Consider the following 17,889-nt stretch of genomic DNA (forward strand, 5'->3'; position numbering starts at 1 on the left):
ATCACCCGTCCGGTACAGACGCTCGCCCGGTGTAAAGGGGCTCGCTATAAATTTCTCTGAGGTTAAATCCGGGCGATTCAGGTAGCCTCGCGCTAAGCCCGCGCCGCCTACACAAATTTCACCGGAAACTCCAATAGGGACTAATTGGCGGGTATTGTCAAGTATATAAGCCGTACGATTACTTAGCGGTTTCCCAAGTGAAATTGTCCGCTTAAATTCTTTTTCTTTAATGCAATAAGTTAACGAGAATGTAGTATTTTCTGTTGGTCCATATCCATTAATAATATTAATTGAAGGGAAATCCTCCCGCATTTGTGCTATATGGTGTTCAGATAATTTCTCGCCCCCTACTAATATCGTATCTAAGTTTGCAAAAACAGTACTGTCAGTTTCTACGAGTTGATTGAACCAACTTGAAGTAAACCACATTTTATTTACTTTATTGCTATTTATTTCTTTTTTAAGTAATTCACTGTTTAGCAGGGTTTTCTCTGAACACAAAATTAAACGGCCGCCGTTTAACAACATGCCCCAGTATTCAAAAGTCGTGGCATCAAACGAGGGCGATCCAGTTGATAACAGGACATCTGAATTGTTTAAATTAACATAATTTAAACCCTTTATTAAACTTACTACATTACCATGCTCTACCATTACGCCTTTGGGCCTGCCAGTTGATCCGGAAGTGTAAATTACATAAGCCAGGTCATCAGCTTTAACAAAATTATCCACCGGGACCAAAAGTGGAGATACTATCGTTTGCAATTCACTACCTGCCACAATAATATCTATATCCTTACCAGTTCCGTCTAAAAATATTTTATTTTTTTTAGAGCTTAAAGCAATAGTAGCTGCTAAATCATCCAGCATAAATTTGATCCGCTCTTCCGGATAAGAAGGATCAATAGGTACATAAGCGCCACCTGCCTTTAAAATCCCTAAAATACTGATCATCATATCTAAACCGCGGTCAAAACAAATCGGGATAAGCGTTCCTTTCTTTACTCCGAGTTTTTTTAGATTATTGCATAACTGATCTGATAATTGATCCAATTGTTGATAAGTCAGTTCTTCACCTTCAAATACTAGGGCGACTGCTCCGGGTGCCATTTTTACCTGCTCACTGAACGATGCTATTATGCTTTTGTCTTTAGGATATATTGTTGCTCTGTTATTAAAATCATCCCGTAGCTGACGCTGCTCTTCTTCCGTCAGCATCTTTAAATTTCCTACTTTTTGTGACGGATCTGCAATTATTGCATTAAGTAATTCTTTAAAATGACAGATCATTCTTACAATAGTATCCTCTTGATATAAGTCTGTACAATATTGCACAGTCCCCTCCAATCCATACGGAGTTTCTCGGATAAAGAAACTTAAATCAAACAAGGTGGTAGTTTGTTCTTGTATGTCGGTAGATAAAATTACTTCGCCCAAACGTAGTTCACTAACCTCAGGCGTATTTATAAGTATGAGCATTACCTGGATCAGAGGATTCCGGCTTGCATCGCGCTCTTTGACAACTGCATCTACCACTTTTTCAAACGGTACATCCTGGTGCTCATATGCATCCATTGTGGTAGTTGCCACCTGCTGTAATAACTCACCAAAAGACATATCATTCTTTACTTCGCTTCTTAAAGCAACTATATTTACAAAAAATCCAATCAGCCCTTCAATCTCTTTCTGTGTACGGTTAGCTACGGAAGTTCCTATACATATATCTTCCTGTCCGCTATACCTAAACAGCATAGCTTTAAATGCGGCTTGTAATAATATAAATAAGGTAACGCCCCGTTGCTGACTTAGCATTTGCAAGGATTGTGTAATATTTTTATCAATACTTAAATTAATTGTTGTACCACGATTGGACCACACTGGGGGCCTGTTATAATCACCTGGCAATTGTAAAGGCAAAACGTCTTTAAGCTGATTTTTCCAATAGTTTAGTTTTCTCTCCAGTATTTCGTCCTGCAGGAAATTTCTCTGCCAGATAGCATAATCTGCATATTGTATTGGAAGGTCAGGTAATGTAAATGTTCTTTTCTCAATAAAGGAGTTATATAATTCTACAACCTCATCTACAATTATTGACATAGACCAGGCATCAGATGCTATATGATGCATGGTTACAATTAATATATGTTCAAATTTATCAAGCTTAATTAATGTAGCCCTAACCATATAGTCTTTTGACAAGTCGAAAGGTTTAGTTATAAGGTCCTTAGTAAATAGCCGTAGTTTTTCGGCGTTTGCTTTGTATTCAGTTCCGTTAATAATTTCTAATAGCCAGTCATTATGATCTAATACAAATTGAAAACCAACCCCCTGATTTTCTAATATTACTGTTCTAAGCACTTCATGCCTGTTCACAATCATCTTGAAGGCTTTTTCTAATTCCGTGATATCTAATTCTCCTTTTAACCGTAAAATCGACGGGACATGATATTGCACACTTCCTTCCAACTGATCTATAAACCATAACCTTTCCTGACTATAAGATAAAGGAATATGTACAGGCCTCTCCTGTACTTTAATAGCAGGCCGGCTCAACCCTTTATTTTGTGAATTTAGAAAATCAGCTAACTCGGCAATAGTGGGATGTAAAAAAAGGTCTTTTATAATTAATTCAACCTCCATTTCCTTTCGGATAGCGGATATCACACGCATACCCAATAATGAATGCCCGCCTAATTCAAAGAAGTTATCATGTATACCCGCCTTTTCAATATTCAATAAGTTTTGCCAGATTTCTGAAATAGCTTTTTCAAATTCATTCCGTGGAGGCTGGTAGTTGTTCCGGTTGCCGAAAACTTTATTTTCTACCTGGTTTAAAAATTTGCGGTCAATCTTACCGTTGTTGTTTAACGGTAATTTGCGAAGAGCAACAAATTCTGATGGAATCATATAGTCCGGCAAAGATTGTTGCAGTTGATTTCTGATATCTTTTTTTAATAAAATGCTGATATCATTAAATAATGGAATATTTGTATATGGCTCACTTGTTCCAATTTTACCTACTTTGTTATAGGAATAGCCTATAAACTGATCAGTAGGGTTTAGCTCCATTAACAAATTGAATTTTAATGGATCCTCATCTAATAAAAGCCGGCAATGATATCCATTAACCTTAGCTTCAGTTAATATTTGTTCTATTTTTTCACTCTCTTCGTCTTCGCATTCAATAAGCGCTTTCAACTCCCTTATTGATTTCACGGAACGCTGCTCTAACTCCTCCAATAATAGTTTTTCTCGCCAAAGTCTTGGATTAGGGACGGCTTTAACAGCCACTACCGGATTTCTTTGATTAAGTTGAGCAATTATATTGTCAGTGTTTTTTACGCCATCCCAACTTTGCCAGGCGGGAATGAATAAATCTTTATCCCAACCCACATAAATTATTACGGTAAATCTGTAAGCAGTTAACTCATTAACATATAAACCTTTTTTCCATTGTACCTGTACATACGAAATTTGAGGATAACGGGATTTTAAACTGTAAAAATATTCCGGTGAAAAACAAAGCTCTTCTTCTTTTAGCACATCCTGCTCTACTCCCCAGTTAAACTCTTCAATACTTATTGAATCATTAAGTTTTGCTAAGTTCAGTCTTCCTTTGAACAATTCAAGGGTACGCAGATCACGAACATCTCCAATAATTACCCGGCCCTTATTTTTTAAATTTGTTATACTTTTTTCAATTACATCTGTTAAGTAATCTTCACCGGGAAAATACTGGACTATTGAATTAAGTATAATTGTATCTATTTTTTCCTCCTCATTGAATGACACCTCGTGAGCGGCAGAAACCTTTAGATCCGTCGGGCCATAGTTTCTTAAGCCCTTGCTGATATGCGTCTTGATCTGCTGTATAGATGCATTAGAAAAATCAGTACCAATATATTTTTTCACCTTACCCGCAAGTTGGTAATAGATCATTCCGGTTCCTGAACCAATTTCTAGCACTTGCTCTGCATCATCGGATAATATCACTTCCACGATATCATTTAGCCATTCTTTCATTTGATCAGCAGGAATAAGATCATGTGTAAAACTGTCGTTCCAGCCTAAAGTATTAAATTCAGGGTCTGCTGCTTTTTCTTGTTCTTCCTCTGCCAGTACATATTCATTTTCATGTATCTCTTTCCAATTAGCTACCTGTTCAAAATAAAGCTCACGTTCTTTTGTTTTTAAGGCTTCGCGGTCAGGAACATAATAACCTATCAACCTATTATTACTTGCATCCTGATCCTTACGGACAACAACACAAGAATTATCAATTGGCTCCAGGTCATTAAGTACACTTTCAATTTCTCCAAGTTCAATCCTGTATCCTCTTATTTTAACCTGGTCGTCCAATCTGCCTAAATATTCAACATTCCCATCAGCAAGCCATCTGCCCAAGTCGCCGGTTTTATATACCCGTGATCCTCCTTCTTTAGTAAATGGATCATCAATAAACTTTTCTGAGGTTAGTTCAGGTCGGTTTAAATACCCCCGGGCTACCTGTATGCCACCTAAATATATCTCTCCGCGAATTCCTATCGGGCATAGTATTCCATTTTTATCAACAATATAAATGGAAACATTAGCAACAGGCCTGCCTATAGGCACTAAGGTGTTATTACTTGATTTACCTGGTTCGGCTTTGTATTCAATAGCGGTAACCGTAGTTTCTGTTGGGCCGTATTCATTATAAAAATCCAGCTTGTCTTTCCAGCTATTTAATAATTCTTTTCTGCACAGATCCCCACCCGCAATCACTCTTTTCAAATAGTTAAATTTACCTGGATCTAAGTTCTCCAGCAAAAAAGGTGTAGCATGAAGATGGGTAACTTTGGTTTCATTTAAAAAATTCGAAAAAAGTTCGGTATTAAGTTGTAATCCTTCCTTAAATAAAATCAGGGGGGCGCCATTAAGCAGCGCTAAAAACAATTGTTCTATTGATGCATCAAAACAATAGTTTGAAAACATTAATATGCGCTCTTTCTCATTAATTTTAAAGTACTCACTTTGAGCAAGTATTAAATTAACTGCCGAGCCATGTTCTATCACAACCCCTTTAGGTTTGCCGGTAGAGCCTGATGTATAAATTACATATGCCATCTGATCTGGCATTATTTTCTCATCGACAGTGGTGAGTGGCTGGTCGAAAATTGCTTTGCCATCCAAGCCATTAAGTTCAATGATCGTAAGCGGTATTGTATCTTCCAATTTTCTATGGGTCTCCGGAGAACAAACTATTAAACTTGCTTCCGTATCTTCCAGCATATAGTTGATCCGGTCTTGAGGATATGCCGGATCTATTGGTACATAGGCCCCACCAGCTTTTAATATCCCCAATATTCCTATAATCATATCTGGGCCTCGCTCTATACATATCGGAACCAGTGTTTCCCTGGTTACACCCCTTTTTTGCAGGTAATGTGCCAATTGGTTCGACTTTACATTCAATTCCCGGTAGGTCAGTTCGGTTCCTTCAAAAATTATAGCTGCATTCTCCGGATGCTTGCTTGCCTGTTCCTCAAAATATCCCGTAAGGCTTTTATCGTCCGGATGCACGGTAGCCGTTGCATTAAATTCTTTGAGCAGCATTTCGCGCTCAAAATTGCTTAGCATGTTTAATGCACTTATTTTTTGGCCAGGCCCGGTAACAACTGATTGTAATAGTGCCTTAAAATGCTGTATCATGCGTTCAATTGTATCTTCACGGTACAAAGCAGTACTATATTCTACCAGTCCTTCCAATCCGCCATTGGTTTCGGTTATACTAAAAGTAATATCAAACTTTGTTGTTATATGGCTATCGTCATCCAGGGAAAGTTTTACGTTTCCTAAGCGAAGAGCAGGAACATCGGGTGTATTTTGCACAATAAATGAAACCTGGAAAATAGGGTTTCGGCTCAGATCTCTTTCTGGTAACACTGCGTCAACCACTTTTTCAAATGGCACTTGCTGACGACTATAAGCGTCCATTGTATTTACTTTCACAGCCTGTAACAACTCTGTAAACGACATTTCTCCGTTTACGGTGCTACGCATTGCCAATGTATTTACAAAAAACCCGATTAACCCTTCAAGTTCCTGTTGCTGCCGGCCTGCTATTCCGGTTCCCACACAAATATCTTCCTGACCACTATACCGATGGAGCAAAACTTTAAATACGGAAAGCAAACTCATATATAGCGTGGTTCCCTGCTCCTGGCCCAATGTATAAATCCGGCTTGCTAATTCCGGGTCCACATTGAAACTAATCATGGCACCTTCTGTACTCTTTATTGCCGAACGAGGATAATCTGTCGGAAGCTCAAGCGGAGGTAGTCCATAAAGTTTTTGTTTCCAATAAATCAATTGCTTATTCAACGCCTCTTCATTCAAATACTTTCGTTGCCAAATTGCATAATCAGCATATTGAAGCGGAAGTGGTTGTAATGATATAACGCGATCCTGGTCGAAGCATTCATATAATTCAACCAGCTCTTTAACCATAACTGATCTTGACCAACCATCAGATGCGATATGATGCAAAGTGATAATCAATATATATTCGTTTTCGGCCATTGTTATCAGGTGACCGCGAACCACATCATCCTTTGACAGATCAAAGGGCTTCTGTATAATTTCTTTTATAAATTCCTGTAATTCAATAGCATTATCTGCATACCGCGCTCCATCAACAAATGTTAATCCCCATGCATTATCCTCTTTAACAAATTGATACCCTACGCCATTCTTTTCCTTGATCACAGATCTTAAAACTTCATGACGGTTTATGATATGCTGAAAAGACGAGTTTAGGGCGTTCTTATTTAAATTACCAGTTAACTTTAATACCGCCGGCACATGATATTGAATACTTCCCTCCAAACGATCAATAAACCATAAACGTTCCTGGCTAAAAGATAAAGGAATATGTAACGGGCGCGCCTGAACTTCAATGGCAGGCAGCAGTGATAAGCCTGAACTATTTTCTATCTGCGCCGCTAACAGGCCAATCGTAGGATAGTCAAATACATCGCTGATCGGTATTTCGGTATTGAAAGCTTTCCTGATAACGGATATAAGCCGCACCGCTAATAGTGAGTGCCCGCCAAGTCCAAAAAAATCATCATGAATACCTACCTCGTCTACTTCTAACACCTCCTGCCAAATGGCAACCAATGTTTGTTCTGTTGCACTGCGCGGAGCGGTGTATTGTTCATTAAATCGTTCAAAAGTATCTGCATCATAGAGCGCTTTCTTATCTATTTTACCATTCCCTGTCAGGGGTAGGCTCTCTAACTCAACAAACAACGTGGGTATCATATATTCCGGAAGGTTTTCCTTTAAATATGATAATAATATATCCTGGTCGAATGCATCTTCAGGCACTATATAACCTATCAAGCGCTTATTGCCTTGTTTATCGTCCTTTGCAATAACAGCACCTTGTTTTACCTGTTCACTCTGTTGCAGCACACTTTCTATTTCACCCAGCTCAACTCTGTAGCCTCTTATTTTTACCTGGTCATCTGCACGTCCTATAAATAAAATATTACCATCTTCTTGGTACTGTACCAAATCGCCTGTACTATATAATCTTGATCCGCTGTTATTGGTGAATGGATCGGCAATGAATTTTTCCTCAGTTAATTTCTCGTTATTTATATATCCTCTGGCTAAACCATCACCTTTAATATATAACTGGCCCGGTACGCCTATGGGGCATAAGGCCATATCCTGACTTAAAATATAAACGGTTGTATTTGAAAAAGGCCGGCCAATAGGTATATTGTGTTGGTATTCAAGACTGGCGTTCACCGTATGCAATAGCTTACCTATAGTTGTTTCTGTTGGCCCATAATGATTAACCACACAGCATTCTGAATTTACTAATTGAATGTCTTTAACAATTTCATTATTTAATGCCTCACCACCGAATACCAGTAGCTTTGCCGGTAATAATAACTGTTTGGGCATTGATAATGCCTGCCAATGGGATGGAACTATTTTTAAACAATCAATAGTATGCCTGCTGAAATAGTCATGAATAAAGTCAATATTACTTACCGATTCTTTAGAAAACAAGTGCAGGTTTCCTCCCAATAACAATGAACTGTAAATAACCGTGTTGCCCAGATCAGTAGCCGGCGTAGATACCAGCGCAAATGACCTGCATTGCCCAATGTTTATTTTTTGATCTAATCCGTAAACATAATCAACTAAGCTCCGGTGCTCAATCATTACCCCTTTCGGGTTTCCGGTTGAGCCGGATGTGTAAATTATATAAGCGAGTTGTTGACTTTCTATTGTTAATGCTAAATTAGCTATTGGCTGATCGTTGATCGCTCGCCGGGTTTCGCCGTCTATTTCTACCAGGTCAATTTCAACATCATGTTGTATTTTTGACCGGCTGGCTTTGCTTGTTACGATCAAGGTCGCTTTGCAGTCTTCCAGCATGAATTGGATCCTCGCCTTGGGGAAATCTGCATCAATAGGAACATACACTGCCCCTGCTTTTAATATGCCCAGTATACCAATGACCATTTCGATCGACCGGTCGGCATAGATAGGAACCAGCGTTTCACTGGTTACTCCTCTTTTTACTAAATAATGTGCTAATTGATTTGCACGTTCGTTGAGCGATCTATAAGTAAGCTTTTTGTTGTTTGCTGTTACTGCTATCGCCTCAGGAGTGTTTGATTGCTGTTGCTCAAACAGCGCAACAACACTCTTATTTTTTGGATAGGCTGCCTCGTGAACATTAAAAACATTCAACAACTGGTATTCCTCTTCTGTACTAAGCATTTTTAAAGTACCGATCTTTTGCTCAGGCGATTTTATTATTGAGCTTAAGATTTCTTTAAAATGGTTAATCATTCTTACAATACGGGCAGAGTTGTATAGATCAGTTCTGTATTGAACAATACCCTGAAGGCCGTTACTGGTTTCGTTTATAAAAAATGTAAGGTCAAACTTAGCAGTCGTTTGTTCAAAATGCTCATCAGATAAGGTGATCTCCCCTAAACGAAGTTGAGGAAGGGCAGGTGTGTTCTGTAGAACAAACATAACCTGGAACAAAGGGCTGCGGCTGGGGTCCCTTTCTTTTACTACGGCTTCAACTACTTTTTCTAAAGGTACCTCCTGGTGTTCATAAGCCTCCAGCATAGTGGTTTTCACCGACCCAAGCAATTCGATAAATGAACTGTTACCCTCAACCGTGCTTCGCAAAGCCAGTGTATTTACAAAAAACCCAACCAAGCTTTCCAATTCCTGTTGCTCGCGGCCTGCAATGGAGGTGCCTACACAAATATCTTGCTGCCTGCTATAGCGATATAGCAAAACATTAAAGGCCGCCAGCAAGGTCATATATATAGTTGCTCCCTGCTGCTGGCTTAAAAGTAATAGATTTTCGGATAACGTTTTATCAATGGTGAATGCTTCGGTAGCACCGCTGTTGCTCGTTATTGCTGGGCGTCTATAGTCTGCAGGTAATTCAAGTGGCAACACACTAGCCAACTTTTTTTTCCAATAATCTAATTTTTTATTTAATAATTCAGGCTGTAAAAAGGTTCGTTGCCAAATTGAATAATCTGCATATTGAAGTGAAATTTCGCTTAGTTTAGCCGGACGACCTTGTTCGGCAGCTGCATACAATTCTGCCACCTCTTCAATAATAATTGGCATGGACCAGGCATCAGCAGCAATGTGGTGTATTGTAATCACAAGTATATGCTCATTTTCGCCAAGACTTATCAGGTGCGCTCTCAGCATATCATCTTTTGAAAGATCAAATGGTAAATCGCCTAATGCCCGTATAAATTGGTCTAACCTTTGGCTTGTATTATCGGTGTATGAGGTTTTTGTTAACTTCCAATTGTCCTTGTCTTTGATAAATTGGTAAGCCTGTCCGCCTTCTTCTTTGAAAATGGTTCGCAAAACTTCATGCCGGTTGACAATTGTTTTTAATGCTTCTTCTAAAGCAGAAACAATAACATTTCCATTTAACCTTAATACAGCGGTTAAATGATATTGAAGGCTTCCCTCTAACTGATCAATAAACCACAAACGCTCTTGGCTAAAAGATAAAGGAATATGTGATGGGCGTGATTTGACTAACTCAACTGAAGGAAGACTTAATCTCTTGTTATTGCCTTGCAGATAAGCCGACATGGAGGCAATTGTTGGATACGCGAAAAGATCAGTGATCGACAGTTCAAATTTGAGGTTTTTCCGGATCAAAGAAATTAAACGAATAGCCAATAAGGAATGTCCCCCAAGTGTGAAAAAGTCATCCGCTATTCCTACTAAGTCAATTTCCAGTACGTCCCGCCAGATATCGGTCAACATACGTTGTAATTCGGTTTGCGGCGCTAAATAGCTTTCACTTAGTTGTTCTGATATATCAGGGTCCGGGAGCGCCTTGCGATCAATCTTCCCATTTGCCGTTAAAGGCAATGTATTTAAACTTACCCATGAAGACGGCACCATATACTCTGGGAGTTTATTGCCAAGGTAAGCTTTAATTGCCGCCTGGTCGAACGGCCCATTGCTTACAATGTAAGCAACTAAGCGTTTTGTATTATTATTATCTTCCCGGGCAAGTACTACTGCTTGCTTCACAAATTCATTTTGCGTTAATATACTTTCAATTTCACGGGGCTCAACACGGTAACCACGAATTTTTACCTGGTCATCTATACGGCCGAGGTATTCAATATTACCATCCGGAAGCCATCTGCCTCTATCCCCTGTTTTATAAACTGTTTCTTCGCCTTCCTGCCCAAATGGTTTGCTAATAAACTTTTCTGCCGTTAATTCAGGCATATTAAGGTAACCACGTGACAGGCCCAAACCACCTACCCAAACTTCTCCGGCTACTCCTGTTGGTACAAGTTCATGTTTCTGATCAACAATATATAGTTGAACATTATCCATTGGCTTACCTATCGGGATATTGTTCATTTTTAGGGAATGGCTGGCTAATGTGTCAAAACAATACGTGCTGCACCCAACCGTAGCTTCGGTAGGGCCATACTCATTAACAATAGTTAAGGCAATACCTTTCTCAATGAAATAGTCAAACTGGCTTAAATGAAGAGCCTCCCCTCCGATAACAAGTTTATTGGTAAGCTTTCGGCCGAGTTGCTCACTAACAACTTCTTCCAGCAATTGCAGGTGTGCGGGTGTGATCTTTATAAAATCGTACGGGGCGTATTTCCAAAGATTGATGTCGGTAAAAACTTCTACAGTGGGTTTAGCGCCAATAACTAATAATTTGCCGCTTATTAAGGGCATGAAAATACTGGTTATGGACGCATCGAAAGTATAGGTTAGGTGAGCAAAAGTACCTGAATTTTCTTCCCGCTCATTGATGTATTTGGCCTCACTATTCAATAAATAGTTGAGCAGTGCAGCATGTTCTATCATTACGCCTTTAGGCTTGCCGGTTGAACCGGAAGTATAGATCACATAAGCTAATTGGTCAGGGTTTATTTTAACAGTTAAATTGGTTGGATGCTGCTGATTAATAGTCGCCTCATCTTTTCCATCCAATTCTACTATGTCATAAATACCTGCGCCTTCCACCTTCTGTCGGTTGCGCTTATTGCTTATAATTATTGTAGCCTTTGTATCTTCCAGCAGGTAGCTGATTCGCTCTAATGGATATTCAGGATCTATTGGTACGTAAGCGCAACCGGCTTTTAATATAGCCAGTATAGCAACCAGCATTTCAATGCCGTGCCCCGTAAATACAGGTATAAGCGTTTCTGTAATAACGCCCCGGCTTTCTAAATAATGAGCCAGTTTATTGGCACGCTGATTAAGTTCGTCGTAGGTTAATTGTTTCTGCTCAAAAACTACTGCGAGCGCTTGTGGTTTCTTTTTTACCTGGCCTTCGAATAATGAGGTTACAGTTTCCTTTTTTGAACCTGGTGCAAATAAACCTTTGGAACGAATTAATATATTTTTTTTTTCGACAGCGTTCAGCAATTCAATACTGCCTATTGCTTTTTCAGGTTTAGTAATTATTTGTTGCAATACATATTTAAAATGATCGCTCATTTGATTTATGTACACATGCTCTAATAGGGTTTCGCTATAATCAAAAGAGATCGTGATTTGTTTTGTATCGCTGATGGTGATGGTCAAAGGATAATTGTTCTGTTCTTTTATCTGAACATTTTCAATTCCTAAAGCCCATTGATCGGATGAAATTATTTTGCTGATCGGGTAGTTGTTTAAAACCAGTAAACTATCAAACAGATCTCCTGGTACATTTATCCAATCCTGAATTTCTTGCAAAGACACATGTTGGTATTGCCGCGAAACGACCTGCTCTGCCTGTATATTCTTTAACCAGCTAATAATAGTACTTTCTTCATGGATGGAGGTATGGAATGGTAAGGTATTAATATACATACCTACGCTTTGCTCTACTTCTGGCAGGTCATCAGGCCGGCCCGACACTGTTACACCATAAATTATTTCATTGTTTCCGGTATAATGGTTCAACAGTAACGACCAGGCACCCTGCATCACAGTATTAACCGTTATATGATATTTTTGCGCATAATTTCTTATGTTTTGGGTAGTCTCAGCATTTAATTGTAAAATCTTGCACTGATACGTTCCTATTCCTTTATTTCTTTCAGTGGTTGTTGTTATAAAGGGCAGCAGCATACTGCTATCTACGTTTTGTAAGTACTGTTGCCAATATGCTTGTTCCTGGTCTATATTACGGCGTTCAAGGTAATGGATAAAGTTTTCATAACGATCATAAACTATCGCAGGTAACTGCTTACCCGAGCCCAGCAATTCATAAGTGTGTAAAAAATCCTCTAACAATAAAGGCATTGACCACCCATCAATGACCAAGTGATGTGATGTCCACACCATGCGATAACGATTTTCGTTTAGGCGTAGTAACGCAAAACGAACTAACGGAGGGGCTTTTAAATCAAAATCGTTGTTGCGGTCTACATCTTCATAATGCACTACCGCTGCTTTTTGCTGATCGGCGGTAAGGTCCCGGTAATCCAATATTTTTACAGGCAAGTCAACATGATGATACACCGCTTGTACCGGTATACTAAATTCATCATGGTAAAATGCACTTCGGAGTATGGTATGTTTTTTTATTACCTGGCTCCAACTTTCAATAAATGTTGAGGTATTTATATTAATTAAGTCGCAAGCAAATTGTTCTTTATACGTAGGGACATTCTTGCTGTATAATCCGTAGAATAGTATGCCGCTTTGTAAACCGCTTAGCCGGTATATGCGATCTAATATGTCTTTTCTTTTTTGGCCATTCAACTGCTCTTCCATGAACTTATCAAGTTCTGAGTGGCTTATATCTCCACCCAGTCCGTAATCTGATGGTGTAAATACACTGCCACTTTCGCCCTGTTCAATACAATGACGGATCAATCCCTCAAGCCTGAACTTATATTCTTTTGCCAGTTTACTAATTGTTGCTTCCTGGTAATGCTTACTGCTGTAGCTCCAGTTTATCACCAGTTCACCTGATCTGATATGACTATCTATCGATATCAGCTCACTTACCGCCTGCAACTCACTTCGGCCTGCTCCGGCCCGTTCTTCTGCCCCCCCTAACCATTTTCCTGCATCTATTGCCGTATCCAACTGTCCCAGGTAATTAAATACAATATCCCAACTGGTTTTGCCTTGAAGACTGCTTTCTTTGTTGATATATTTTAATACGCCATAACCCAATCCCTTATCAGGGATCTGCCGCAACTCTTCCTTTACCGTTTTGATCAGATCATCTGCCCGCTGATCCCTTCCGGCTTTTAACAGAACCGGGTAAAGGCTGGTAAACCAGCCTACTGTTCGGGTAGTAGCTATATCTTTCGCAATATCTTCCCGACCATGGCCTTCCAACCCGATCACTACCTGCTCTTTGTTTATCCAACGGCACAGCGTTTCTGCCAATGCTGTTAATAGCAGATCATTAATTTCCGTATGATATACCCGCGGTACGTCCTGTAATAACTGACGTGTTTGTACAGCCTCTAACTGTATTGTGTAACGACGTATATCTGCTAATTGAACGGTGCCTGTATACGGCTCATCTGTTGGTAAAGGTTCATATTGACGTAAAACCTTTTCCCAGTACCCGGCCTGCCTTTGCAGGTTACGCTGTTGCCCATAGTTTTCCAAAGCCTGGTACCATTGACGGTACGAGCTGCTCTTGCTGCCCAATGCTGCTTCCGGCTGATTTAATAATGCTTCCAGGTCGGCCAGCAGAATACGCCACGATACGCCATCTACTGCCAGGTGATGGATAATGACCAGCAACCTGTTCGCTGCCTCACCTGCCGGGGTCTGCATGAATACTACACGTATCAACTCACCTTTTTCAATGTCCAGGCTTCGCTGGTAAATATCGGCCTGCGCCGTGATTGCCGTGCTTAATTCTGCTGCTGATACCGTTGTAAGATCGGTTGTAATTACCTTATTTTCACAACTTCCGTACTCCTGCTGCCAGCCGGTTGCCGTTTGGATATATTTAAACCGCAATCCGTCATGCTGAGCTGTCAATTTTGTAAAGGCTAATTGCAGGGCCGCTGCCGTGATGGCCTTATCTATTTTTAACAGTACGCTCTGGTTGAAGTGCGATACCGCTACCGGCGCTTTTTCAAAATACCATTGCTGGATGGGCAATAACCCCGCTGGGCCCTGCAGTAAACCTTGCTCGCCCGTACTCACCGAGGCTCCGGCCACGATAACCTGGCTGAGTGCTCCGATGCGCTGGTGATTGAACAGATCCGCCGGCTTTAGCTCGTAACCAGCGTGCCGCATCCGGCTCACCACCTGGATCGTTAAAATAGAATCCCCGCCCAGTTCAAAAAAATTATCCTCAATGCCCACCTGGTCTACACCCAACAACTCCTGCCATATCGCTGCCAGCTTCTCTTCTACCTCATTACGAGGGGCAACATAGACCGAACTTTGTAATTCGTTGAGGTCCGGGTCGGGCAAGGCACCCTTATCCGTCTTACCATTGGCAGTTAAAGGAAGGCTGTCTAAAGTTACCCAAAGCATGGGTACCATATAATCCGGCAGCTGCTCCCTCAGATAGCGCTGCAACTCCTCTTTCTCATACCCTGCTGCCGGTACCACATAGCCCACCAGCCGCTTATTGCCGCTTTGGTCTGCCCGGGCAGTGACCACAGCCTGATTAACCAGCATGCTTTGTAAAAGTACGCTCTCGATCTCCCCCAGCTCGATCCGGTAACCCCGGATCTTTACCTGGTCGTCCAGACGCCCCAAATATTCTACGTTCCCGTCTGCCAGCCATCTGCCCAGATCACCCGTCCGGTACAGACGCTCGCCCAGTGTAAAGGGGCTCGCTATAAATTTCTCTGAGGTTAAATCCGGGCGATTCAGGTAGCCTCGTGCTACTTGAACCCCGCCTATATACAACTCACCCGATACGCCAATAGGCAGCAGCTCCAGTTGCTCATTTAAGATATAGATATGGGTATTGAAAACAGGTCTGCCGATAGGAACTATTTCAACTGTTGAACGCTCCGGCGGCATTTGCCAGGAGGTTACGTCAATGGCAGCCTCGGTAGGGCCATATAGGTTATGTAATTCTACCTCTGGTAGCTTTTCTTTGAATAAGCTTACTTGTGCCGGAACTAAAGCCTCACCGCTGCACAATACCTTTTTCAGGCTGGCACACTGGCCGGGCAGCAAATCATTTAAAAAAACACTAAGCATAGAAGGCACAAAATGCAACAGCGTAATCTGTTGCTCATCGATGATCCTTTGCAGGTAAGCATTATCGGATTGACCGCCGGGAAGCGCAAATACCAGCCGGGCGCCATTTAATAAGGGCCACAGAAGCTCCCAGACGGAAACATCAAAACAAAACGTGGTTTTTTGCAATACCGCATCCGAGCTGCCTAATTGGTATTCATGCTGCGCCCAAGTTAAGCGGTTAACTACACTGCCATGCTCAACCATTACCCCTTTGGGCTTGCCGGTGGAACCGGATGTATAGATCACATAGGCCAGGTCATCCGGCGCTGGTCCAACTAAAAGATCTGCTGCTGACTCCAAGCCGATCTCCGACCAATCGCCATCCAGTTCGATCACTTCTTGATAAGTACTGCTTAGCCGGGAGCGGCTTAAATTCGTGCTCAATACCAGCGGTGCGCCGCTATCTGACAGCATATAATTAATACGCTCCTGTGGATAATCCGGGTCAATCGGTACATACGCACCGCCTGCTTTCATTATCCCCAATATGCCGATGATCATCTCTAAAGAGCGTTCTAAACATAGCGGAACCAGCGACTGGGACTTAACCCCGCGTTTCTGCAGGTAGCGGGCCAACTGGTTTGACTTATTGTCCAACTCTTGGTAGCTTAGCACGCAACCTTCAAAAACTACCGCTGGCGCAGCGGGGGTTCGCTTTGCCTGGGCTGCAAATAACGACGGCAAACTCAAAGCCCCAGCATAACTAACCGAAGTGTTGTTAAAACTATCAAGCAGCAGTCGCTCCGAAGGTGGAATAATAGCGATGCTTCCTATTTTCACCTGAGATTGCTCAGCCAGCTGTTCGATGATAAAAAGAACGCGTTGCGCAAGCAATTGTATCTCGTGCAGGTTAAAGTAAGCGATGCCATAATGAACCTGTAATTCTAGTGGCTGGTGATTGCCATAATCGCGCCACGCGAATTGAAGCGGATTTCGTTCATCTGCATTGGCGAGACGAACTATTTCGGCCGTCAGGCCATCATCAAAATTTAGCGAAAAGTCTAACCGTTCGTAGTTAACGGCCACTTCGTATAAATAACTTTCAAGGCTGTTTGCTTTTAGGGTTTGGCTCAGATCTCCAATTTGATAGCCCTGATGACGGTAGTCATTTTTTTGAGTCCACGCAATGTTATGCAAAAAATCCTTTACCGACGTTTGCGGATCATAATTACCTTTGAAAGGCAGTATGCCGCTAAACATCCCAACTATATTTCTAAGTATCCTCGATCCTCTTTTATGCAACGGCACACCCACGATCACTTCCGAAAGACCAAAAGCTTTTCCGAAATAGATGAGCAATGCGGCAATGGTTAATTGCTGAAGAGTCGAGTTTGTATGCAATTGTAGCTTGGCAAACGTGCTTCTCTGCTCGTCAGTAAAGCTGAGTTTATAAATATTACTCGAATTAGCCTGTGTTTGAGCCGCGAGATGCTTTTTAGAAAAGATATTTTCCGGCTTAATAGGAATCTTTTTTTTCCAGTAATTACCGTCAACTTGATAAGCTTCAGAATTGAAATAGGAATTTGCCTTAGCTAGTTCTTCGCCATAAGCCGGATAGCTAAATGGCACGGCTTGCCCGGATAGTAACGCATTGTATTGCGAAGCAATATATTGCAGGTAAACAATAAACCCATAGCCGTCAGTTATTAAATGATGGTATTTACCAAAGAACCAATACTCATTGTCAGCAATTTTCAGGAGGTATTGTTCAAATGGCGGACGGTCCAGGCCCAAACTAATGGGCGTATTGAATCTATCTTGCGTCCATTTTTCGGCATAAACCCGCTTGTCGGGGTGGTCCTGAAAATCCAGTTCATAAAGCTCCGCGGTTGTATAATCCTGATCGAAATAAACTTGAAAATCAGCCGAATTTGGTTCAAACCTCATTTTAAAGGCATCGAAGACAGCCGGCGCGGACGTTATGGTCTGCCTGAACAACTTTTTATTTAGTTTGCCCTTTAAGACAATATAGCCACCAACATTGTAATGCGGGCTTTCCACAGCAATTAATTGGTCGATATAAACGTCCCGCTGTGCGGGATGCAAAGAAAAAAAGTTATTTGACATAGAAAATTACCTCAATAATGCTTGAAGATAAGCAAATTGACCTTATGA

General features: G+C 41.1%; 1 protein-coding gene. It reads right to left on the minus strand.

Annotated features, from left to right (window positions below):
* On the minus strand, nt 1–17,841 hold a 17,841-nt coding region (locus ABIB50_RS18545; protein WP_429382137.1), incomplete at its 3' end, for a non-ribosomal peptide synthase/polyketide synthase.
* Between the last annotated feature and the right edge of the window lie 48 nt (nt 17,842–17,889).

The sequence above is a fragment of the Mucilaginibacter sp. UYCu711 genome (genome assembly GCF_050433825.1).
Taxonomy (GTDB): domain Bacteria; phylum Bacteroidota; class Bacteroidia; order Sphingobacteriales; family Sphingobacteriaceae; genus Mucilaginibacter.